This window comes from Arthrobacter sp. SDR-2R (assembly GCF_057747955.1).
Window position 1 is genome coordinate 1,925,788 of sequence record NZ_CM173231.1, and the last position, 20,383, is coordinate 1,946,170.

The following is a 20,383-nucleotide window of genomic DNA, read 5'->3' on the forward strand; positions in this document are numbered from 1 at the left end:
GCGGACACAGCCCGCCCGGGCTGATCAGTCCTGGGACAAAATGGAGGGGAATTCCTCATGGCGGCTATGAAACCACGCACCGGCGACGGCCCAATGGAAGTCACCAAGGAGGGCCGCAGCCTGATCATGCGCGTCCCGCTCGAAGGCGGCGGACGCCTGGTGGTCGAACTGAACGCTGCCGAGGCAGCCAACCTCAAGGAATGCCTGGTAGGCGTTACCGAATAGTCGTACCGGACAGGGTGCGCGGCCCGCGGGCTGCGCACCCTGTCCTTTTTTGGGAGGCTTACTTCTTGACTGCCACCAGCAGACCATCGCCGGTGGGGAGCATTGCCGACGCCAGCCTGTCGTCGTCGCGGATTGCCCTGCCCACCTGCCGCAGGACCACCGTGGTGGCCTCCCGGCCCGCCGGGTTGGCAACCTTGTCCTTGTCCAGCGCGTCATTGATGACCAGCAGCCCCGCGGGCTTCAGCAGCCGGATGGCCTGCTCCACATAGCCCGGAAGGCCCGGCTTGTCCGCGTCGATGAAGACGAGGTCGTAGGCGCCATCGGTCAGCCGTGGCAGGACGTCGCCCGCACGGCCGGAAATGGTGCGGGTGCGGTTGGCGGGACTGCCGGCCTCCGCAAACGCTTCGCGGGCGGCCCTCAGGTGCTCCACATCCACGTCGATGGTGGTCAGGACTGCGTGCGGTCCCAGGCCCCGCAGCAGGCAGACGCCGGAGACGCCGGCGCCGGTGCCGATCTCGACGGCGGTCTGGGCTTTGGAGGCGGCGGCCAGCACCGTCAGGACGGCCCCCACGCCGGGGCTGATGGCGCTTACTCCCAATTCAAATGAACGTTCCCGGGCCCGAAGCATAACCTCATCCTCAGCGGGCAGATCTTCTGCATAGGACCAGCTGCTGGATTTGTCGGCGCTCATGAATTATCGCTTTCTGGGCGTAAGGGGGGAATGTCTCCTCAAGCCTACTGTGTTCGGGCCGGCCGGCCGGGAAAGCGGCCGTTGCGCCGAAGGCTGAAGTTTGCCAATGGTCAGGAAATTCCCAGCCAAGTTTGACATGATTGATATCCGCTCATCCAAAAGGTGACCGGCGCCGAATCAGAGATGTCAACAGTATCCGGGCGTTAGCATTTCACGAGGGGAGTGGACGATGTCATCTTCAGTTGTGGCACCTGTCCCTGCAGTAAACAATCCCGACGATGAGTGGGTCCGTCCCACCTGGGAAGAAGTGGTCACCAACCATTCCGCAAAGGTGTACCGGCTGGCGTACCGCCTGACCGGAAACAAGTACGACGCCGAGGACCTCACCCAGGAGGTGTTTGTCCGCGTCTTCCGGTCGCTGGAGAACTTCAAGCCAGGAACACTCGATGGCTGGCTGCACCGCATCACCACCAACCTGTTCCTTGACCAGGCCCGGCGCAGGACCCGCATCCGTTTCGACGCCCTCGCGGAGGACGCCGAGTCCCGGCTGCCCGGCCGTGAGCCGGGGCCGGAGCAGAGCTTCGAGCTGAACAACCTGGACCTGGACGTACAGGCGGCGCTGGAGGAACTGCCGCCGGACTTCCGTGCCGCCGTGGTCCTGTGCGACCTCGAGGGGCTGTCCTACGACGAAGTCGCCGAGGCCCTGGGCGTGAAGCTGGGCACCGTCCGCTCACGCATCCACCGCGGCAGGACCATGCTCCGTGAAAAGCTGGCCCACCGCGACCCCCGCCCGCAGCAGTCCCGCCGCAAGCTTGCGATGCCACGCATCGCCGGCATCCTCTGAACGGCACATGAAGTCCCAGTTTCCTTTCGGCGGCAGGCATCAGCGCAGCGGCAGCCACCTTGAGGCCTGCCAGGAGTGTGCTGCGGCCGTGCGCCGGGAACGGCAGTACCTGGAGCGTCTGCGCGATGCTCCCATTCCGCCCGCCAGCCAGGACCTGACGGCGCGGCTGCTGACCCGCACCCACGAATTGGCAGCCCAGCCGCCCGCCCCTGCCCATCAGGGCGGGACCTCCCGTGTGGCCGCCCGGGCACTTGCATTCACCGCGGGCGGAACCATGGCAGCGGCCGGAGTGCTGGCCGTAGGGGCCTTCACGGCAGCGGGAGACCCTGCGGCCGGGGAACGGGCGGGGACCGAAGCAGCCTTTTCGCACGTCTCGTCCCAGACCCCTGCGGACGGCCGGACCTTGACCGCCGCGCAGCTGGCCACGTTGCGTTCCGAGGGGTGGGCCTGCCCCGAACTGCAGGCCATGGGATTCCATGTGGAAGCGGCCAGGGCGCTGGTGGTTGACGGGCAACCTGCAGTGGAGCTGCGGCTCACCGACGGTACCCATCACGCCACCGTCACGGAACAGCACCCGGTTGATCATCAACCGGCCGGCAACGCGACACCGGCTCCGGGCGCCCCGGCGGGGGAGGGCTCCGCCGGCCAAGGTGGTCCAATGCAGGTTTCGAGCACCTCTCCCTGGTCCGCCACCTACCGGGCCGCCGGCCTCACCATCACTTACCGCTCCGATCTGCCCCCCGAGCAGGCAGATGATGCCCTGCCCATGCTCAAGCAGTACGCCGATACCGCGGCGGAAGGGGTTGCCGCCGCCGTGCCCGACACCACAGTGACGCCGGCACCGGAGCCCCTGGAGTCGCGGCTGGAGCGCGGGATCAACAAGATAGCTGCCCTGTTCACCCAGTAATGCAGACTGTTATCCCGTCCGCCGGACGGGAATCGTCACTCGCAGCCCGGAGAGGGTAATCTTCCTAAAGTGTTTGGAATCAACGGCCCGGAGTTCATCCTTCTGCTGATCATCGGCGTGCTGGTGATCGGCCCCCAGCGGCTGCCGGAATATACCCAGAAGCTGGCAAACCTGGTCAAGGAACTCCGCCGCATGGCTTCCGGGGCGCGTGAACAAATCAAGGAAGAAGTGGGCATCGACATTGACGATGTCGACTGGAAGAAGTACGACCCCCGCCAGTACGACCCCCGCCGCATCATCAAGGAAGCACTGCTCGACGACGACACCAAGCCCGTCAGCGCAAATGCTCCGGCCGCCGTGGCAGCAGTTTCCGGCGCCGCGGCCGTGGCGGATGCAGCCCCGCAGCGGCCTGAAAGAGTCGTGCAGAGGCTGGCCCCTGGCGATGCAGCCCCTTTCGACACCGAAGCCACCTAGGGTTTTCGCGCCCCGCCAGTTCCGGCCCGGTCAGCGCGGCTGCAGTCCCAGCTTCATCCCTGCAAGGCCACGGGGTTTTGCGGCCAACTGCCCTGCGATGCCGGCCAGCGCCACAGCGCCCGGCGAAGCAGGTTGGCCCAGCACGATCGGAACCCCCGAGTCCCCGCCTTCGCGCAGCTGGATGTCCAGGGGAATCTGGCCCAGCAACGGTACCTCCGCCCCGACCGTGGCGCTGAGGCGTTCGGTGAGGACCGCCCCGCCGCCGCTTCCAAACAGTTCCATCCGGCCGCCGTCGGGCATCTCCAGGTAGGACATGTTCTCGATGACGCCCGCGATCTTCTGACCCGTCTGGGTGGCGATGGCGCCAGCGCGTTCGGCAACGTCCGCCGCCGCCGCCTGGGGCGTGGTGACCACCAGGATTTCGGCCTTGGGCAGGAGTTGGGCCACGGAAATGGCGATGTCACCCGTACCCGGCGGGAGATCCAGGAACAGGGCGTCCAGGTCGCCGAAGTAGACGTCGGTGAGGAACTGTTCCAGGGCCCGGTGCAGCATGGGTCCCCGCCAGGCAACCGGCTGGTTGCCGGTGACGAACATGCCAATGGAGATCACCTTCACGCCGTACGCAACCGGGGGCAGGATCATGTCGTCCACCTGGGTGGGTTTCTGGGTGATGCCCATCAGCGCAGGGACGGAGAAGCCGTAGACGTCTGCATCCACGATGCCCACACGCAGGCCTTGGGCAGCCAGGGCCGTGGCCAGGTTGACGGTGACCGAGGACTTGCCCACTCCGCCCTTGCCGCTGGCCACGGCGTAGACCCTGGTGAGGGAATCGGGCTCATTGAAGGGGATTTTGCGCTGGCCGCCGGCGCCGCGCAGCTTCTCCTTGAGGGCATCGCGCTGGGCCTGGTCCATCACCTTGAGCTCGACGTCGACGGCGGTGACGCCGGGGACTGCGAAAAGGGCCTTTTGCGCATCGGCGGTGATGGTGTCCCGCAGCGGGCAGCCGGCAATGGTGAGCAGGACCGCCACGCTCACCTTGCCGTCGTCGGAAACCTGGACGGAGTCCACCATGCCCAGTTCGGTGATGGGGCGCCGGAGTTCGGGATCGATCACGGTGGCGAGGGCGCTGTTGACGGCCTGTGCCAGTGCCGGTTGGGTGGAGTCAGCGGGATCGATGGGGGCGCTCATGGGAGGAGCCTCGGCTTTCGTACGGATGCGGCGGCGGGCCTGCCGGAGGGCGGCCTGGCGGTCATTGGGCAGAGTGGCCCGGTTTCACCCGGGGGATCTGCTGGGTGCGCGGGCTGCGTTGCCGGTCCCGCTGTTCGCGCAGCTTGTCCTTGACCTTGTCCCGTGGGGATTCGTGCGAACCGGGGCCCGTGTCATCGTGGGTCCGCAGTTCCTCCTGGGCTTCCAGCAGGTCTTCAAGGAGTGACCGCAGCTCGGCGCGGACGTAGTCGCGGGTGGCTACCTCGCGCAGGGCGATCCGCAGGGAGGCCAGTTCCCGGGTCAGGTACTCGGTGTCGGACAGGTTGCGTTCGGCGCGCTGGCGGTCCTGCTGCACCGAGACGCGGTCGCGGTCATCCTGCCGGTTCTGCGCCAGCAGCAGCAGGGGCGCGGCGTAGGAAGCCTGCAGCGACAGCATCAGGGTCAGCAGGGTGAATCCAAGGTCCCTTGAATCGAACTGCCACTCGACGGGCGCCCACGTGTTCCAGCCCAGCCAGAAAATACAGAACACCGTCATGTAGACCAGGAACTGCGGGGTGCCCATGAACCGGGCAAAGCCCTCGGTGGCGTGGCCGAATGCGTCCGGATCCGGGGAGAACTTGGGCAGGATCCGCTGCCGCGCGCTCAAGGGAGTATCGAGACTGCCTTTTGATTCCGCGTTGGCCAGGTTCCGCTGGCTGGGGTTCTTCGGGGCGCTGTTATCAGCCAATGCGGCCACCGAGCTTTCTTATCGGGGCTTCGCCATCATGGGCGCGCCAGTCGTCCGGCAACAAGTGATCCAATACGTCATCAACAGTCACCGCCCCCACAAGCCGGCCGGCGTCGTTGACCACCGGGAGGGAGTTGAGGTTGTAGGTGGCCAGGGTCCGTGCCACTTCGCTGATGTGGGCCTGGTCGGACAACGGCTCGAGGTTCTTGTCCACCAGGTTTCCCAGAGCCTCGAACGGCGGGAAGCGCAGCAGCTGCTGGATGTGCACCACACCCAGGAAGCGGCCGGTTGGGGTTTCCAGCGGCGGCCGGGCAATAAAGATCGACGACGCCAGCGCAGGGGAGAGCTCCTCCCGCCGGACGTGGGCCAGGGCTTCGGCAACCGTGGCCTCCGGCGGCAGGATGACCGGTACCGGAGTCATCAGGCCGCCGGCGGTGTCCTCGTCGTATTCAAGCAGGCGGCGGACGTCCTCCGCGCCTTCGGGTTCCATCAGCTGGAGGAGTTCCTCTGCCTGGGCGGAGGGGAGTTCGCCGAGGAGGTCGGCGGCGTCGTCGGGGTCCATCTCCTCGAGGACGTCGGCGGCGCGCTGGACATCCAGCGCGGAGAGGATTTCCACCTGGTCGTCCTCGGGAAGCTCCTGGAGGACGTCGGCCAGCCGCTCGTCCTGCAGTTCGCTGGCCACTTCGAACCGGCGCTTGTCGCTCATCTCCTGCAGTGCCTCGGCGAAGTCAGCGGGCTTGAGGTCCTCGTGGTTGGCCACGAACTGTGTGGCTGCCTGCGGCTCGGTGCGTGGCCCCTGCTGGGCGTCCGCCCAGTCAATGATCAGTGTTTCGTTGCGGCGCAGCCGGCTCAAGGGGGACAGTGAGTGGCCGCGCCGGACAAAAAGCTTGCTGACGAACCAGTCGCGGGACCGGTGCTGGTCGATGGCGATGTCCTCGATGGTGGCGTCCCCGCTGCCGTCACGGAGGGTGACCCTGCGGTCGAACATCTCCGCCACCACCAGCGTTTCGGCTCCGCGCTGTTCAAACCGGCGCAGGTTGACCAGGCCCGTGCAGATGATCTGGGTCTGGTCGATCGAGGTAATGCGCGTCATGGGCACGAAGACGCGCTTCTTTCCCGGTACTTCCACCACGATGCCCACCACGTGGGGGGCTCCCTGGGTTCCGCGGGACAGCACAACAACATCGCGCAGCCGGCCCAGCCGGTCGCCCAGCGGGTCGAAGACATCGAGGCCCAGGAGGCGCGCCACGAAGACGCGAGTAGGTGTTGTGCTCACCACTACAGGCTACCGAGTCTGCTCTCTTTTAGCTGAATTTACAGGCAGCACCCACCTTGATGGGCAAGAATGGGGTTATGTCGAACATTTTTGGTCCTCCCAGGGCCGGCGCCGCGAACGGACCGGACGATGCCCGGGCTGTTCCCACCGGCGACACCGTTGGCTCCTACACTTCCTACCTCGACGCCCAAAAAGCGGTTGACTACCTGGCGGACCAGCAGTTCCCGGTCCAGATGGTCTCCATCGTGGGCAATGAACTGAAGATGGTGGAGCGGGTCACCGGGCGTCTCAGCTACCCCCGGGTGGCGCTGTCGGGGGCGTTGAGCGGCATGTGGTTCGGCCTGTTCGTCGGCGTCATGCTGTCCTTCTTCGCACCCTCGCCCGGCTACTTCTCGATCATGACGTCGGTGCTGATGGGTGCGGCGTTCTTCATGCTCTTCGGCATCGTCACGTACGCCATGCAGCGCGGCAAGCGGGACTTCACGTCCACCAGCCAGGTGGTGGCAACGAGCTATGACGTGATCGTTGCGCCGGAGGCCGCCCACGAGGCGCGGCGCCTGCTGCAGCAGCTGCCCATGACGCGTTCGGACGCGGCAGCGGGCCAGCGGCCGTACACACAGCACGACTACTACAACCAGCCGTACCAGCACCAGCAGCAGCCGGGGCAGCAGCAGGGCCCTGCCCGTCCCGCCGGATGGAACGATCCCTACGGCCAGCGGTCCGCCGGCACAGCCGCCGAGGATGGATCAGCCCAGGACGGAAGTGGCTACGCAGGCGACGCCGGCCAGCAGCACAGTGGGCAGCAGCACGGCGGGCAGCAATACGACGGCGGCCAGCACCAGCCGGCGCAGCCGGCAAGCCCGGTCCGGGCCGTCCGCTACCCGGACCTGCCGGATGGCCGCCCGCAGTACGGCGTGCGCCTGCCGCAGGGTCCCGGCGCCGGACAGCCAGGGCCAGGACAGCCAGAGCCAGGACAGCCAGATCCCCGACAGCCTGCGCCAGGACAGAACGCGGAACACCAACCTGACGCCCGGCATGGCCAAGACGGGGACCAGCACCACGGCGACCACCGGGAGTAGGACGGCCGGAGCAGCCAAGGTCCAGGAAGCCTGAAAGCCAAGGAAACCTGAAAGCCAAGGAAACCTGGGAGCGCCAACGCAAAGAGCGGGGCCGCCGGAACGAATCCGGCGGCCCCGCTCTTTGCTGTTTCCGGCCGGGGTCAGGCTTCTTCGGTTCGGTAGATGCCGGCCATCCAGTCCTCCACGTCTTCCGGTTTCCGCGGCAGGGCGGCACTGAGGTTCACGGGGCCGTCAGCGGTCATGAGGATGTCGTCCTCGATCCTGATGCCGATGCCGCGGTATTCCTCGGGAATCGCCAGGTCTTCCTTCTTGAAGTACAGGCCCGGTTCGATGGTGAAGACCATGCCTTCGGTGAGGATGCCGTCCAGGTAGAGTTCGCGTTTGGCCTGCGCGCAGTCGTGCACGTCCAGTCCCAGGTGGTGGCTGGTGCCGTGCGGCATCCACCGGCGGTGCTGCTGCCCCTCGGGGCTGATGGCCTCCTCCACGCTGACCGGCAGGATGTCCCATTCGGCCAGGCGTTCTGCCAGCACGGTGGTGGCGGCGGTGTGGATGTCACGGAACTTGGTTCCCGGCCGGGCAGCGGCGAACCCGGCGTCGGCAGCATCAAGGACTGCCTGGTAGACCTTGCGCTGGATGTCGCTGAAGGAGCCGCTGGCCGGAAGCGTCCGGGTGATGTCTGCAGTGTAGAGCGAGTCGGCCTCGACACCGGCGTCCAGGAGCAGGAGCTCGCCGGCGTGGATGCGTCCGGTGTTGCGGGTCCAGTGCAGCACGGTGGCGTTGTTGCCGGATGCTGCGATGGTGTCGTAACCCAGTTCGTTGCCCACTTCGCGGGCGCGGGCGAAGAAGGCTCCCTCCACCACCCGCTCGCCGCGGGCATGCGTCAGTGCCCGCGGAAGTGCCTTGACCACTTCTTCGAAGCCTTCGACGGTGGCCGCCACCGCGATCTTCATTTCCTCGATTTCCCACTCATCCTTGAGCAGGCGCAGTTCGGAAAGGGCCTCACTGAGCTTTTCGTCCAGGGCATCAAGGACGCCAAGGTCCAGGTTCTCAGGGTCCCTGGCCGTGTTGTACCGGGCCGTGTCCACCAGTGCGTCAATGTTCTCGTCCACTTTGCGGACCAGGCGGATGGAGATTCCGCCGATCTCCGGGGCGCCCACATCCTTGGTGATGGCCGTTTCCAGTTGGTCGATGTGCGCGGTGGCCAGTCCCAGGCGGGCCTCGAATTCCTCCAGGGTGGGGCGGGCCCCAATCCAGAACTCGCCGGAGCGGGAATCGGCGTAGAACTGTTCGGTGTCCCTGCCGGCCAGCGGCCGGAAGTACAGCGTCGCGCGGTGGTTCCCGCCGTCGTCGCCCGTTCCTTCTGCCACGGGTTCCAGGATCAGGACGGCATCCGGTTCGTGGTCCAGGCCCAGCCCGGTCAGGTGGGCGAAGCCGGAGTGCGGGCGGAAGCGGTAGTCGCAGTCGTTGGAACGGACTTTCAGGGGCCCCGCGGGGATGATCAGGCGTTCGCCGTTGAACAGGGCGGAGATCGCCTTGCGCCGGGCAGCGGCGTATCCGGCGACGGCGTCCCGCTGCGGAAGCTCCTGGCTGGACGGCGCCCAGTTGCTGGCCATGAAGGCCTTGAAAGCGTTGGAACTGGGCCGCTGCGAGCGGTTGTTGACGCGCTCCTCCAACGGCTGGGAAGCAGAGTTCTGGGTGTTTTCGGCATCGTTCACGGCACCATCGTCTCACCAGCATCCCGGCTAAGCGAACAGGACAGCCGGGTCCCGGGGCCGTGGTCCACTACGCTGGACCAGTGAGGATTGACCTGCATGCCCACTCCAATGTTTCCGACGGTACCGAAACGCCCGCCGATGTCATGGCGTCCGCCGCGCGTGCCGGCCTTGATGTGGTGGCCCTGACCGACCACGACTCCACGGCAGGCTGGGCGGAGGCGGCAGCGGCCGCAGCAACCTGCGGGGTGGCACTGGTACCGGGCATGGAGGTTTCATGCCGGACGGAGGAGGGCATCAGCGTCCACCTGCTGAGCTATCTGCATGATCCCACCCATCCCGGCCTCCTGGAGGAAATCACCAAGGCCAAGGATTCCCGCCTCACCAGGGCCGAACGGATGGTCACCATCCTGGCGGAGGACTACCCGCTGACGTGGGATGACGTGATCCACCACGTGGCACCCGGCGCCACCCTCGGACGGCCGCACATCGCAGACGCCCTCGTCGCGGCGGGCGTGGTGGAGGACCGTTCGGAAGCCTTCGCCTCCATCCTCACCTCCCGGTCCCGGTACTTCATCCCGCACTATGCTCCGGACCCGGCCACCGCCGTCGAACTTGTCCGTGCCGCCGGCGGCGTGCCCGTGTTCGCCCACCCTGTGGCGTCCGCACGGGGACGGATCGTGGGGGAGCGGACCTACCGCGACATGATCGACGCCGGGCTGGCCGGCCTGGAGATCGACCACCGGGACAACCCGGAAGAGGGCCGGGACTTCCTGCGCAGGCTCGCGGCCAAACACGGCCTGCTGATTACCGGTTCCTCCGACTACCACGGCACCGGCAAGCCCAACCTGCTCGGCGAAAACCTCACGGCACCCGACATGCTCGCGCGGATCGAGGCACTCGGCACGGGAGCCGCCGTCGTCCGGCCCTAGCTGGGCTGGAACGAGGCAAGGGTGGCGTGCGCGCCCAGCCGCTTGGCCATGATGTCAATGGCGGGCTGATTCTGGTCCACGCACACGAACTTCCGGCCAAGCTTGGCGGCAACGGCCCCCAGCGTTCCGGAGCCGGCGAAGAAGTCCAGGCACCAGTCACCGGGCCGGCTCGAGGCGGCCACCACCCGCCTGACCAGGCCCTCCGGCTTCTGCGTGGGGTAACCGGTCTTCTCCTTGCCGGTGGGTGAGACGATGGTGTGCCACCAGACGTCGGTGGGCAGCTTTCCCAGCTCGCGCTTGGCAGGCGTTACCAATCCAGGCGCCATGTACGGCTCGCGGTCCACCTCGGCGCTGTCGAAGTGGTACTTCGCCGGGTTCTTGACGTACACCAGGATGTTGTCGTGCTTGGTGGGCCACCGGTTTTTGGCCCGCGCGCCGTAGTCGTAGGCCCAGATGATCTCGTTCAGGAAGCATTCGCGGCCAAAGATCGCATCAAGCATCACTTTGGCGTAGTGCACCTCGCGGTAGTCCAGGTGCAGGTAGAGGGTTCCGTCGTCGGCCAGCAGGCGCCATGCCTCCACCAGCCGGGGTTCCAGGAAGGACCAGTAGTCGCTGAACGCGTCATCGTAGCGGTGCAGGGCGCCCTTGATGGTGTCGTAGGAGCGGCCCTTGAAGCCCACGCGGTCCCCGCTGCCGCCGGCGTTAACCACCATCCTGGTTTCCTGGCGCAGCTGCGGCCTGCCCGTGTTGAAGGGCGGGTCCACGTAAATCAGTGTGAAGGCGCCGTCCGGCAGCGTGGGGAGGTACTCCGCGTTGTCAGCGTGTACCACCAGGCTGCCGCCGTCCGGCGCCCAAACAGTGTCAGTCATCGGGGCAGTTAGCCCTCTGACGTGCCAGGCTGCGTGCCCGTGTCGGCGCCTGCCACCACTTCGCCGTTGCGGCGGCGGGTGCGGGTCCGGGGCCTGCGGGTGCGTGAAGGCTGTTCGCCGCCCGTTGCGGGTGCGGCAGCCTCGGCCGCGGGAGCGGCGGCGGAGTCCGGCGTCCGACGGCGGCGCTCGCCGCTGCGCGCGGTGTCGCCGCCGCTGCGGCTTCCTTCGCTGCGGGAACCTTCGCGGCTGCCAGTGCGGCTTTCCCGCCCACGGCCGTCCCGTTCCCGGGACCGGCCGCCGTCGCGGCTGCCGCTGCGGCTGTTCTTCTTGCCGGTTTCGCCCAGGTCCTCAAGCACCTCGGCGTCGACGCCAGCCAGGGTCCGCTTGTCACGCGGCAGCCGGCCCTTGGTCCCCACGGGGATGTCGAGGTCCGCGAAGAGGTGCGGCGAGGAGGAGTAGGTTTCGACAGGTTCGGGCACGTTGAGGCCCAGCGCCTTGTTGATCAGCACCCAGCGGGGAACATCGTCCCAGTCCACGAACGTGACAGCGGTGCCCTTGTTGCCCGCGCGGCCGGTGCGGCCCACCCGGTGCAGGTAGATCTTTTCGTCTTCCACGCACTGGTAGTTGATCACGTGGGTGACGTCCTCGACGTCGATGCCGCGCGCCGCGACATCGGTTGCCACCAGGACGTCCACCTTGTTGTTGCGGAATGCCCGCAGTGCCTGTTCACGGGCGCCCTGCCCCAGGTCACCGTGGATGGCAGCGGCAGCGAAGCCGCGGTCCACCAGTTCCTCGGCCACCTTTGCGGCGGTGCGCTTGGTCTTGGTGAAGATGATGGTCCGTCCGCGGCCGCGGGCCTGCAGGATGCGTGCCACCACTTCGATCTTGTCCATGCTGTGCGCACGGTAGATCAGCTGGCGGATATCGCGCTTGGTAAGGCCCTCGTCCTCAGGGTCCGCGGCGCGGATGTGCGTGGGCTGGGTCATGTAGCGGCGGGCCATGGCGATGACCGGACCGGGCATGGTGGCGGAGAACAGGAGCGTCTGGCGAACTGCGGGAGTTGCCGCGATGAGGGTCTCGACATCCGGCAGGAAGCCAAGGTCCAGCATCTCGTCAGCTTCGTCCAGCACCACGATCTTGACGTTCTTCAGGCTCAGGTGCTTTTGCTTGAAAAGGTCGATCAGCCGGCCGGGGGTACCCACCACAACCTCGACGCCCTGCTTGAGGGCCTCCACCTGGGGCTCGTAGGCGCGGCCGCCGTAAATGGTGGCGATCCTCGCGTTGCGCTTCCGGGAAGCGGTCACCAGGTCACCGGCCACCTGCACCGCCAGTTCGCGGGTGGGGACGATGACCAGGGCCTGCGGGGCTCCCGGGACGGCCAGCTTGGCGTAGCCGGGGTCGTCCTGCCCGATGACCCGCTGCAGGGCGGGGATGCCGAAGCCCAGGGTCTTGCCGGTGCCTGTCTTGGCCTGGCCGATGATGTCGTGGCCGCCCAGCGCCACCGGAAGGGTCATGGCCTGGATGGGGAACGGGTGGGTGATCCCGGCGTCAGCCAGGGATTCCACGATGTCCTCGCGGACGTTGTAGTCGGCAAAGGATTTTTCCGCGATCTCGTGCGGGGTCTCGTCCGAGATGATGGTTTCTTCCGGCTCGATGGTTTCCGTGCCGGTCTCATCGCTCAGGAGCTGGTGGGTATGCAATTCACTCACGGGGGAGTTTCCTTATTCATTTGGGCAATGGCGCTGCCTGCTCAACGGGCCGGCCAGGACTGGCCGTTCCGGAGCACGCTCAGGCGCGCAAGCGATTCCAGTGGAAGCCGATCGCGGGCTATCTAATGCTGGCACTGGTGACCAACGGGCAAATCTCAAGATCGCGTAGGGGCGGGCTTGTTGGTTTCAAATCAAGGAAATCAACGACCGGGCATCCATTTCTACCCTCTCAGTCTAGCTGCAACGTCGCAGAAACACGTTTCGGCCCGCCTGCCGCGGCCGCCGCCGCTTACGGGATCAGCTCGAAATGGATCTCGCGGGTGGTGATGTCCGAGGAAACCAACCGGACCCGGACCTTGGTACCCGACTCCAGCTCGCCGGCGCACCGGGCAGTGACCGCGGGCTCGGCAATCTGGATAATGCCCGAACTTCCGCTGCCGTTTCCGTTCTTCCCGTTGCCGTTTTTCACCGTCCCGGTCCCGTTTCCATTCCCGTTTCCGTTTTGCGGCCGGGAGCCGGAAATCACGATCGCATCGAACTCCTGCCCGATGTGGTTCAGCAGCAGCGCGGCCTCAACGGTGTCCAGGGCCAGTCGTTCCATCCTGGACGCGAGCTGGTCCGATCCGGCCATGATGCCCGGCAGGAGCGGCAGGGCTTCCCGCGCCCAGTCCGGAACATCCCCGCCATTGCTGAGGGCCTCGCAGATCACCAGCACAAAGCGGTCCACCAGGCGGCGGAGCGGCGCGGTGGTGTGGGCATAGGCCGCGCCGATGGCAGACTGCACGCCGTCCTCGGGGACCGTTCCGTCAAAGGCGGTATAGGAGGCGCCCCGGAACAGCATGCCGGCGGAATGCATGATGGCCAGCTGGCGGGGATCGGTGGGATCCAGGGAACGCAGGTATTCGCCGTAGCTGACTTCACCGTCCCAGGGCCTGCCCAGCACCTCGGTCTGCAGCCGGAAATGCTTCAGCGACCGTTCGTCCGGGGCGGGCATGGTGCGCAGGATTCCCACCTTGCCCTCCAGCATGAGCTGCGCGGCGGCCATCCCGGTCATCAGGGAAATCTGCGCGTTCCAGTCCTCCACGGGAAGCTGCGGTACGGCAGCAATGCGGTAGCCGCCGTCGGGCAGCTGGACAATTTCCTGCTCGGGCATGTTGAGGCTGGCCCCGCCGCGTTCCCGCTCCAGGGCCACCCGCTTCAGGCCCACCTCGCGGAGGAGCCGCAGCACCGGCGAGGCCGTCCCGGCGTCGAGGTCTTCCTGCGCACCCTTGTAGCTGAGCTTGTCGCGGCTGCGGACCCGCGCCCGCCTGACGCCCACCGACACAACCGTTGCGTCGCCGTCGAGCGTGAAGTCCCATACGAAAGCCGAACAATCCTGGCCCGGCAGCAGGCTTCCTGCCCCCTCGCTGATCACTTCCGGGTGCAGCGGAATCCGGCCGTCCGGAGCGTAGAACGTCTGGCCGCGGCGCCGGGTCTCGGCGTCCAGGGGACCTCCCGGCGCAACAAACGCCGGCACATCGGCGATCGCGTACATTACCCGGTAGCCGTTCCCGTCCGGTTCGATGAACACCGCCTGGTCCAGGTCCGTGGAGGAGGCCGGATCGATGGTCACGAACTGGACGGCGGTCAGGTCGTAGGACGGAAGCTTCAGCGCTGCCACCGCGGCCCGGGCATCCGCCACTGCCTCAGCCGGGTACGGTCCCGGCAGTTCAAGTTCGGTGCGCAGCAGGCCCAACGCCTCTTCCAGAGCGTTCCTGTGGTCATGGACGTTTGGAGCCAGCCGATGATGTGACACAAAAGTCAGCGTAGCTCCAAGTCCGCCGATATGGCATCAGGCGGCGGCGGCGTCCAATGCGTCGAGGAGGGAGGCGGCAGCGGCGGCGGGATCGGAGGCCTCGGTGATGGCGCGCACCACCACGATCCTGCGCGCACCGGCTTCCGCCACCTGGTGGACGTTTCCGTGGTCAATGCCGCCAATGGCGAACCAGGGCACGGGGTCCGCCGCCTGCCGTGAGGCCTCGGCGGCATACTTCACCAGGTCAGTGCCCACGGCGGACCTGCCGGGTTTGGTGGGGGTTGCCCAGACCGGACCCACGCAGAAGTAGTCCAGCCCGGCTGGTCCGGCAGTTGCTGCCAGGGCGGCGTCCACCTGCCCGGTGGTGTGGCTGGAGAGCCCGATGGCGGCGTTGCCGTTGACCAGCGTGCGCGCCGCCGCCAGCGGCAGGTCCTTCTGGCCGATGTGGAACACCGGTGCCCCGGAGAGGACGGCGATGTCCGCACGGTCATTGACCGCCCACAGCTTTCCGTGCCGTACCGCGGATTCCTTCAGCACCGCCAGGAGGTCCAGTTCCTCGGCCGCCTCGATGGTCTTGTCGCGCAGCTGGATGATGTCCACGCCACCGGCGAACGCGGCGTCAACGAACTCCGCGAAGTCGCCGCGGTCCCGGCGCGCATCGGTGCAGAGGTACAGGCGGGCTGCCTTCAGGGCGTCGTTGTCCCGTGAATTGACGACTTCGGTGGCTGGAGCGTGGTGGCCGGCGGGAAAGGATGGGGTGGACACATTCATGCGTGCAAGCCTAGTTCCTCTAAACTGGGCTGGTACTGCGGGAGCCCGCGGCGGCTGTCACAAAGCGCCGGGCTGAGAGGGCGTCAGAGCCGACCGCTTGACCTGATCCGGTTAATGCCGGCGTAGGGAAGGAACCCACATGCGTACCCCCTTCACCCATCACCCCGGGTCCGCCCGCAGCTCCATTCCCTCCACCCTCCGGGCCGACGTTGCCGTCATCGGCGGGGGAGTGGTGGGGCACGGCATTGCCTGGGAGGCGCAGCGTTCCGGGCGCTCGGTGGTCCTCATTGATGACGCGCCCGGTACCGGCGCCAGCTGGGCGGCGGCCGGCATGCTGGCTCCCGTCAGCGAACTGCATTACCAGGAGGAAGAGCTCCTGGAACTGATGCTTGACGCATCATCGCGCTGGCCCGGGTTCGCCGCCGGGCTGGGCAGGGCAACGGGCGCGGATTCCGGATACCTGACGACGCCGACCCTCGCCGTGGGTGCCGACGCGGCCGACCGCCGGGCGCTGATGGACCTGCGCACAGTCCAGCAGGCCAACGGGCTGGCGGTGGAACCCCTGACCGTGCGGGAGGCCCGGAAGCGTGAGCCGCTGCTCAGCCCGGCCATTGCGTGCGCACTTGATACCCCGGCGGACCACCAGGTGGATCCCCGGCGCCTGGTGGCCGCCTTGCGGCTGGCCCTGGCCGGCGCGGCGCAGGAGCAGCCCCAGCTGGCGGTTGCCGGGGCAGTGGAAGGTTTTGCCGTGCCGGAGCGGGCAGCCGGGCTGCTGTGGGAGGGCGGAACGGTGTCCGGGGTCCGCCTGGCCGGCGGCGGCACGGTGCTGGCAACGGAGACCGTGGTGGCCAATGGCCTGCAGGCGGGGGCGCTTGACGGCCTGCCGGACGGCCTTGAGCTGCCGCTGCGGCCCGTGCACGGGGATATCCTGCGCCTTGCCGTTCCCCGCCACCTTCAGCCCTTGGTGACGTCAACGGTGCGCGGCCTGGTCCACGGCATCCCCGTGTACATCGTTCCCAGGCAGGACGGGACCGTGGTGATCGGAGCCACGCAGCGGGAGGATGCCCTCTCCGATGCCGTGAGTGCCGGCGGCGTCTACCAGCTGCTGCGGGATGCGCAGGCTCTGGTGCCCGCCGTCGCTGAACTCGAACTCCTGGAATGCACCGCCCGCGCCCGCCCCGGTACCCCTGACAACGCGCCGCTCCTGGGCCGGGTGCCGGCCGCTCCGGGCGCCGGGGGAGGACAGGCCGGGCACGTCCCCGGACTCATCATCGCCACCGGGTTCTTCCGGCACGGAGTCCTGCTCACTCCCGCCGCGGCGGCCATCTGCAGGGAACTGCTGGACGGCAGGGCCGATCCCCGCTGGGGTCCCTTCAGCCCGGACCGGTTTTCCAGGCCGGCAACGGCAGCAACAAGCCCCCACATCAAGGAGACTGCGTGAACATCACCCTTAACGGAAACCCGCACACGGTGGCCGACGGAGCTTCGATCACCACGCTGGTCAGCGAGGTCACCGGACGCCCGCTGGCGGACAACGGACAGGCGACCGACGGCGGGAAACTCGGCGTCGCCGTCGCGCACAATGCCCAGGTGGTGCCGCGCAGCCAATGGTTCGCCACCGCGCTCGCCGACGGCGACGACATCGAACTTGTTACAGCAGTACAGGGAGGCTGACGCCATGACCGAAACCAGCACCATCAACCCTGCAGGAAACGCCGGTGCCGGCGACGCCCTGGTGATCGACGGCGTCGCGCTGGGTTCCAGGCTCATCATGGGCACCGGGGGAGCGCCCAGCCTCGATGGCCTGGGCGCGGCGCTCCTTGCCTCCGGCACCGCACTGACCACCGTGGCCATGCGGCGCTACTCCACGGCTGAAACCGGCTCGCTGTTCCAGCTGCTGGTGGATCATGGAATCCGGGTCCTGCCCAATACGGCCGGCTGCTTCACGGCCAGGGACGCGGTCCTTACCGCGGAACTGGCCCGGGAGGCCCTGGAAACAGACTGGGTGAAACTGGAGGTCATCGCCGATGAACAAACCCTACTGCCGGACGCCGTGGAACTGGTCGAGGCCACCGAGCAGCTGGTCAACCGCGGCTTCAAGGTCTTCGCCTACACCAACGACGATCCTGTGCTGGCCCTGCGGCTGGAGAACCTTGGAGCCACCGCCGTCATGCCGCTGGGTGCCCCGATCGGCACCGGCCTGGGGATCCTGAACCCGCACAACATTGAGCTCATCGTTTCCCGGGCCTCCGTGCCCGTGGTCCTGGATGCCGGCATCGGCACGGCATCCGACGCCTCCCTTGCCATGGAGCTGGGCTGCGACGCCGTGCTGCTGGCCACGGCCGTGACCCGCGCCCAGAACCCCACGCTCATGGGAGAAGCCTTCAAGCACGCGGTGATCGCGGGCAGGATGGCCCGGGCGGCCGGGCGCATCCCGCGCCGGGAGCATGCCCTCGCCTCATCCGCCATGGAAGGCCGGGCCGAGTTCCTCTAGGCATCGGCCATTCACTTAAAGGGCTGTGGCCACCACCCGCCTGGGTGGTGGCCACAGCCATATGCCTGGGAGCCTGCCAGCGACGGCTCAGCGCCGCAGGATCGCAGTGAGCCGTTCCGCATCATGGCGCGCCCGCGTACGGCCAAAATAGGCGACGGCGGCGATGGCGGCAGCAATGCCCAGAACGATGGGCAGGACCCAGGGAAGCCAGGTCAGCCCGGGCAGGTAGCCGAAACCGGCCGCCATCAGAATGATCCACACCAGCGCCGCAGCACCCGCGGCGACGCCGGCCGGAAGCGCCGCACCGTACTTGGCGTGCCGCTTGTCATTGGCCCAGACGACGAAGCCGCCGGCGACAGTAGCCAGCACCACGATGGACAGCGAAAGCATGGATCTCCTTGGAACCGGGGACTAGAACTGGCCGAAACCTACGCGCCGAACCTCTTCGGCACCGATTTCCACATAGGCAAGAGCGTTGCCCGGAACAATGATCAGGCGTCCTTTTTCATCCTTCAGGCGAAGTTCGTTGCCTCCGGTGATGGCTTCGCCAACAACCTTGGCCACAGTCTCCGCGTCCTGGTCCGATTCCAGCACGATCTCGCGGCCAACGTTTTGAACGCCGATCTTAATTTCCAAGGGGGCCTCCCAGCCTGTGAAGTTCGTCGATGATGTCTTATTTGTAGTCTAGGACTCTTTGGGGAAGCGAGAGATTCCGCGCCAAGCTAAACGGTAGATGAGGTCACTGGCCACGTTGAGGTCCAGGTTGCCGTCCGTTTCCAGCCAGTACCGCGCGCTGACCTGCGCCATTCCGGCCAGTCCGCGGCCAAGGAGTTCGGCCTCGAGGTGGGGGAGCTTGGTGTCCTCGGCAATGACCCTGGCGATGGCGTCGGCGAAGGTCCGGTTGAAGGTTTCCAGCCTGGAGCTGACGTCGGGGTCGTTGATCAGGTCGGACTCGAACACCAGGCGGTGGGCCTGGTCGTCGCTGGCGATGAAATGGAAGTAGGCGCGCATGACGGCCTGGACCCGTTCATCGTTGTCCGTGGTGGAATTCAGGGCACCCAGCATCAACTCGGTCAGGGACGCAAGGTGGCTCTCGAGCAGTGCGAGGTAGAGTTCCCGCTTTGACGGAAAGTGCTGGTACAGCACCGGTTTGCTGACATGGGCGGTCTCTGCAATTTCATCCATGGCCGCGCCGTGGTAGCCGTTGGCCACGAACACCTCCTGGGCGGCGGCAAGCAGCTGTGCGCGGCGCTCATCCCGGGGCAACCGGGCGGACCGATGGCCTGCGGGGCGGGAGGGAGTTTGCGGTTCGGCGGCGGGCGGGCGGTCAGCCCGTGCTTCAGGGACCACAGTTGTCCTTCTTTCCATTGCAGTTACCTTCACTTTACTGCGGGGTAATATGACCCGGCGGTATCCCGGGGCATACATTGAAGTATGGCTTCGTCTTTCACCGCAAATGTTTCAACCCATTCCCTGGATCCGCTGGTGGAACCGGCCGCCGGTCTCACCCCTGCCGAGGTTGAACGGTACTCCCGGCACCTGATCATTCCCGAGATCGGTGCCCTGGGCCAGCGGCGGCTCAAGAACGCCAAGGTGCTGGTGATCGGTGCCGGCGGCCTGGGCGCCCCGGCCCTGCTGTACCTGGCCGCGGCAGGCGTTGGAACCATTGGAATCGTCGACGACGACGTGGTGGACCTGAGCAACCTGCAGCGGCAGGTGATCCACGGCGTCAGCGACGTGGGCCGGCCCAAGATCGAGTCGGCACGCGATGCCATCGCGGAGCTGAATCCGCTGGTGGATGTCCGGCTGCACAACCTGCGCCTTGACGCGTCCAACGCCCTGGAGTTGTTCCGGGGGTACGACCTCATCCTTGACGGGGCCGACAACTTCGCCACCAGGTATCTGGTGAACGACGCCGCGGCCATCCTGGGCAAGCCTTACGTGTGGGGTTCCATCTTCCGGTTCGACGGCCAGGTCAGCGTGTTCTGGGAGAAGCACGGGCCCACCTACCGCGACTTGTATCCGGAGGCTCCCCCCGCGGGGTCCGTGCCGTCGTGCGGCGAGGGCGGTGTGTTCGGCATGCTCTGCGCTGCCGTGGGATCGCTCATGGTGACCGAGGCAGTGAAGCTGATCACCGGCGTCGGGCGTTCCCTGCTGGGCCGCGTGGCCCTCTTTGACGCCTTGGGCGGCAGCTGGCGGGAGATCCGGGTGTCGAAGGACCCCGCGGCGGAACCCATCACCGAACTCACTGACTACGAGGCTTTCTGCGGCATTGCTCCCGCCTCGCAGGCGGACACGGAACATACGGTCACCGCCACCCAGCTGGCCACTATGCTGGCGTCGCGGAAAGCCGGACTCAAGGATTTCGAGCTGGTAGATGTCCGCGAGGCCGGGGAATACGACATTGTCCGGATCGACGGGGCCAAACTGATCCCGCAGGGACGGATCCTTGCCGGGGAGGCGTGGGACGAACTTCCGCAGGACCGGGACATCGTGTTCCACTGCAAGGCCGGCACCCGGTCCGCGAACGTGCTGGCAGCGGCACGGCAGGCCGGCTACCAGCGGGTCAGCCACCTTGACGGCGGGATCCTGGCCTGGGTGCGTGAGGTGGAACCCCAGAAGCCCCTCTACTGACGGGACGCTCCATCACTTCCCGCGCCCTTTTGGAGTAC

22 protein-coding genes and 1 riboswitch are annotated in these 20,383 nt (G+C 67.0%); of the genes, 10 read left to right on the forward strand and 12 right to left on the reverse strand.

The window, feature by feature from the left end; all coding sequences use genetic code 11:
• Nucleotides 1–57 precede the first annotated feature (57 nt).
• On the forward strand, nt 58–225 hold the full coding sequence (locus AC3ANU_RS09010; protein WP_009357720.1) for a DUF3117 domain-containing protein: 168 nt from the start codon (nt 58–60) through the stop codon (nt 223–225).
• A 58-nt stretch (nt 226–283) separates the two neighbouring features.
• On the opposite strand, the gene AC3ANU_RS09015 is transcribed toward AC3ANU_RS09010, so the two are convergent.
• The gene (locus AC3ANU_RS09015) at nt 284–916 is read right to left on the reverse strand and encodes an O-methyltransferase (RefSeq protein WP_018768591.1); all 633 of its coding nucleotides are present in this window, start codon (nt 914–916) and stop codon (nt 284–286) included.
• Nucleotides 917–1,145: 229 nt separating this feature from the next.
• Here AC3ANU_RS09015 and sigE point away from each other — a divergent pair, with 229 nt between their 5' ends.
• The 3 genes from sigE to AC3ANU_RS09030 all read left to right on the forward strand — a co-directional run bounded on the left by sigE (nt 1,146) and on the right by AC3ANU_RS09030 (nt 3,141).
• Nucleotides 1,146–1,760: an RNA polymerase sigma factor SigE gene (gene sigE, locus AC3ANU_RS09020; RefSeq protein WP_026265669.1), complete on the forward strand. Its 615-nt coding sequence runs from the start codon at nt 1,146–1,148 to the stop codon at nt 1,758–1,760.
• A 7-nt stretch (nt 1,761–1,767) separates the two neighbouring features.
• Nucleotides 1,768–2,667: a hypothetical protein gene (locus AC3ANU_RS09025; protein ID WP_018768589.1), complete on the forward strand. Its 900-nt coding sequence runs from the start codon at nt 1,768–1,770 to the stop codon at nt 2,665–2,667.
• Nucleotides 2,668–2,736: 69 nt separating this feature from the next.
• Nucleotides 2,737–3,141, forward strand: coding sequence for a twin-arginine translocase TatA/TatE family subunit (locus AC3ANU_RS09030; protein WP_018768588.1), 405 nt, complete (start codon nt 2,737–2,739; stop codon nt 3,139–3,141).
• A gap of 30 nt (nt 3,142–3,171) precedes the next feature.
• Here AC3ANU_RS09030 and AC3ANU_RS09035 read toward each other — a convergent pair whose 3' ends face one another.
• The 3 genes from AC3ANU_RS09035 to AC3ANU_RS09045 form a co-directional block, all read right to left on the reverse strand.
• A complete protein-coding gene (locus tag AC3ANU_RS09035; protein ID WP_488315859.1) occupies nt 3,172–4,329 on the reverse strand; it encodes an Mrp/NBP35 family ATP-binding protein in 1,158 nt (385 codons plus the stop codon).
• 61 nt (nt 4,330–4,390) lie between these two features.
• The gene (locus AC3ANU_RS09040) at nt 4,391–5,083 is read right to left on the reverse strand and encodes a DUF1003 domain-containing protein (RefSeq protein WP_018768586.1); all 693 of its coding nucleotides are present in this window, start codon (nt 5,081–5,083) and stop codon (nt 4,391–4,393) included.
• Nucleotides 5,067–6,350, reverse strand: coding sequence for a magnesium transporter MgtE N-terminal domain-containing protein (locus tag AC3ANU_RS09045; RefSeq protein WP_026265667.1), 1,284 nt, complete (start codon nt 6,348–6,350; stop codon nt 5,067–5,069). Before AC3ANU_RS09045 ends, AC3ANU_RS09040 begins: the two co-directional genes overlap by 17 nt.
• A 77-nt stretch (nt 6,351–6,427) precedes the next feature.
• On the opposite strand from AC3ANU_RS09045, the gene AC3ANU_RS09050 reads away from it, so the two are divergent.
• A complete protein-coding gene (locus tag AC3ANU_RS09050) occupies nt 6,428–7,429 on the forward strand; it encodes a YflT domain-containing protein (RefSeq protein ID WP_488315860.1) in 1,002 nt (333 codons plus the stop codon).
• Nucleotides 7,430–7,569: 140 nt separating this feature from the next.
• On the opposite strand, the gene AC3ANU_RS09055 is transcribed toward AC3ANU_RS09050, so the two are convergent.
• Complete coding sequence (locus AC3ANU_RS09055) at nt 7,570–9,144, reverse strand: aminopeptidase P family protein (protein WP_056394082.1); 1,575 nt, start codon at nt 9,142–9,144, stop codon at nt 7,570–7,572.
• An 80-nt stretch (nt 9,145–9,224) separates the two neighbouring features.
• On the opposite strand from AC3ANU_RS09055, the gene AC3ANU_RS09060 reads away from it, so the two are divergent.
• A complete protein-coding gene (locus AC3ANU_RS09060; RefSeq protein ID WP_018768582.1) occupies nt 9,225–10,073 on the forward strand; it encodes a PHP domain-containing protein in 849 nt (282 codons plus the stop codon).
• Here the strand turns inward: AC3ANU_RS09060 and AC3ANU_RS09065 are convergent.
• The 4 genes from AC3ANU_RS09065 to thiE all read right to left on the reverse strand — a co-directional run bounded on the left by AC3ANU_RS09065 (nt 10,070) and on the right by thiE (nt 15,217).
• On the reverse strand, nt 10,070–10,942 hold the full coding sequence (locus AC3ANU_RS09065; protein WP_018768581.1) for a DNA-methyltransferase: 873 nt from the start codon (nt 10,940–10,942) through the stop codon (nt 10,070–10,072). The two genes, AC3ANU_RS09060 and AC3ANU_RS09065, sit on opposite strands and share 4 nt — an antisense overlap.
• 8 nt (nt 10,943–10,950) lie before the next feature.
• Nucleotides 10,951–12,651, reverse strand: a complete 1,701-nt coding sequence (locus AC3ANU_RS09070) for a DEAD/DEAH box helicase (protein ID WP_018768580.1) — start codon at nt 12,649–12,651, stop codon at nt 10,951–10,953.
• Between the two features lie 289 nt (nt 12,652–12,940).
• Nucleotides 12,941–14,446: an RNB domain-containing ribonuclease gene (locus tag AC3ANU_RS09075; RefSeq protein ID WP_144599985.1), complete on the reverse strand. Its 1,506-nt coding sequence runs from the start codon at nt 14,444–14,446 to the stop codon at nt 12,941–12,943.
• Nucleotides 14,447–14,482: 36 nt separating this feature from the next.
• Complete coding sequence (thiE, locus tag AC3ANU_RS09080) at nt 14,483–15,217, reverse strand: thiamine phosphate synthase (RefSeq protein ID WP_082581891.1); 735 nt, start codon at nt 15,215–15,217, stop codon at nt 14,483–14,485.
• A 27-nt stretch (nt 15,218–15,244) separates the two neighbouring features.
• A riboswitch (TPP riboswitch) is annotated at nt 15,245–15,363 on the forward strand.
• On the opposite strand from thiE, the gene thiO reads away from it, so the two are divergent.
• The 3 genes from thiO to AC3ANU_RS09095 all read left to right on the forward strand — a co-directional run bounded on the left by thiO (nt 15,357) and on the right by AC3ANU_RS09095 (nt 17,711).
• Complete coding sequence (thiO, locus tag AC3ANU_RS09085) at nt 15,357–16,658, forward strand: glycine oxidase ThiO (RefSeq protein WP_134163765.1); 1,302 nt, start codon at nt 15,357–15,359, stop codon at nt 16,656–16,658. Its footprint overlaps the riboswitch before it by 7 nt.
• A complete protein-coding gene (gene thiS / locus AC3ANU_RS09090; protein ID WP_056394066.1) occupies nt 16,655–16,891 on the forward strand; it encodes a sulfur carrier protein ThiS in 237 nt (78 codons plus the stop codon). The genes thiO and thiS overlap by 4 nt, the downstream gene beginning before the upstream one ends.
• 4 nt (nt 16,892–16,895) lie before the next feature.
• Entirely contained in the window at nt 16,896–17,711 is an 816-nt protein-coding gene (locus AC3ANU_RS09095; RefSeq protein WP_056394063.1) for a thiazole synthase, read from the forward strand.
• An 87-nt stretch (nt 17,712–17,798) separates the two neighbouring features.
• Here AC3ANU_RS09095 and AC3ANU_RS09100 read toward each other — a convergent pair whose 3' ends face one another.
• From AC3ANU_RS09100 to AC3ANU_RS09110, 3 genes are read right to left on the reverse strand one after another with little or no spacing between them, the layout of a single operon-like run.
• Entirely contained in the window at nt 17,799–18,101 is a 303-nt protein-coding gene (locus tag AC3ANU_RS09100) for a hypothetical protein (protein ID WP_018768574.1), read from the reverse strand.
• A 21-nt stretch (nt 18,102–18,122) separates the two neighbouring features.
• The gene (locus AC3ANU_RS09105; protein WP_018768573.1) at nt 18,123–18,347 is read right to left on the reverse strand and encodes a DUF3107 domain-containing protein; all 225 of its coding nucleotides are present in this window, start codon (nt 18,345–18,347) and stop codon (nt 18,123–18,125) included.
• Nucleotides 18,348–18,395: 48 nt separating this feature from the next.
• The gene (locus AC3ANU_RS09110) at nt 18,396–19,061 is read right to left on the reverse strand and encodes a TetR/AcrR family transcriptional regulator (protein WP_018768572.1); all 666 of its coding nucleotides are present in this window, start codon (nt 19,059–19,061) and stop codon (nt 18,396–18,398) included.
• 84 nt (nt 19,062–19,145) lie between these two features.
• Between AC3ANU_RS09110 and moeB the strand changes: the two genes are divergently transcribed.
• A complete protein-coding gene (gene moeB, locus AC3ANU_RS09115) occupies nt 19,146–20,345 on the forward strand; it encodes a molybdopterin-synthase adenylyltransferase MoeB (RefSeq protein WP_488315861.1) in 1,200 nt (399 codons plus the stop codon).
• The last annotated feature ends 38 nt before the right edge of the window (nt 20,346–20,383 follow it).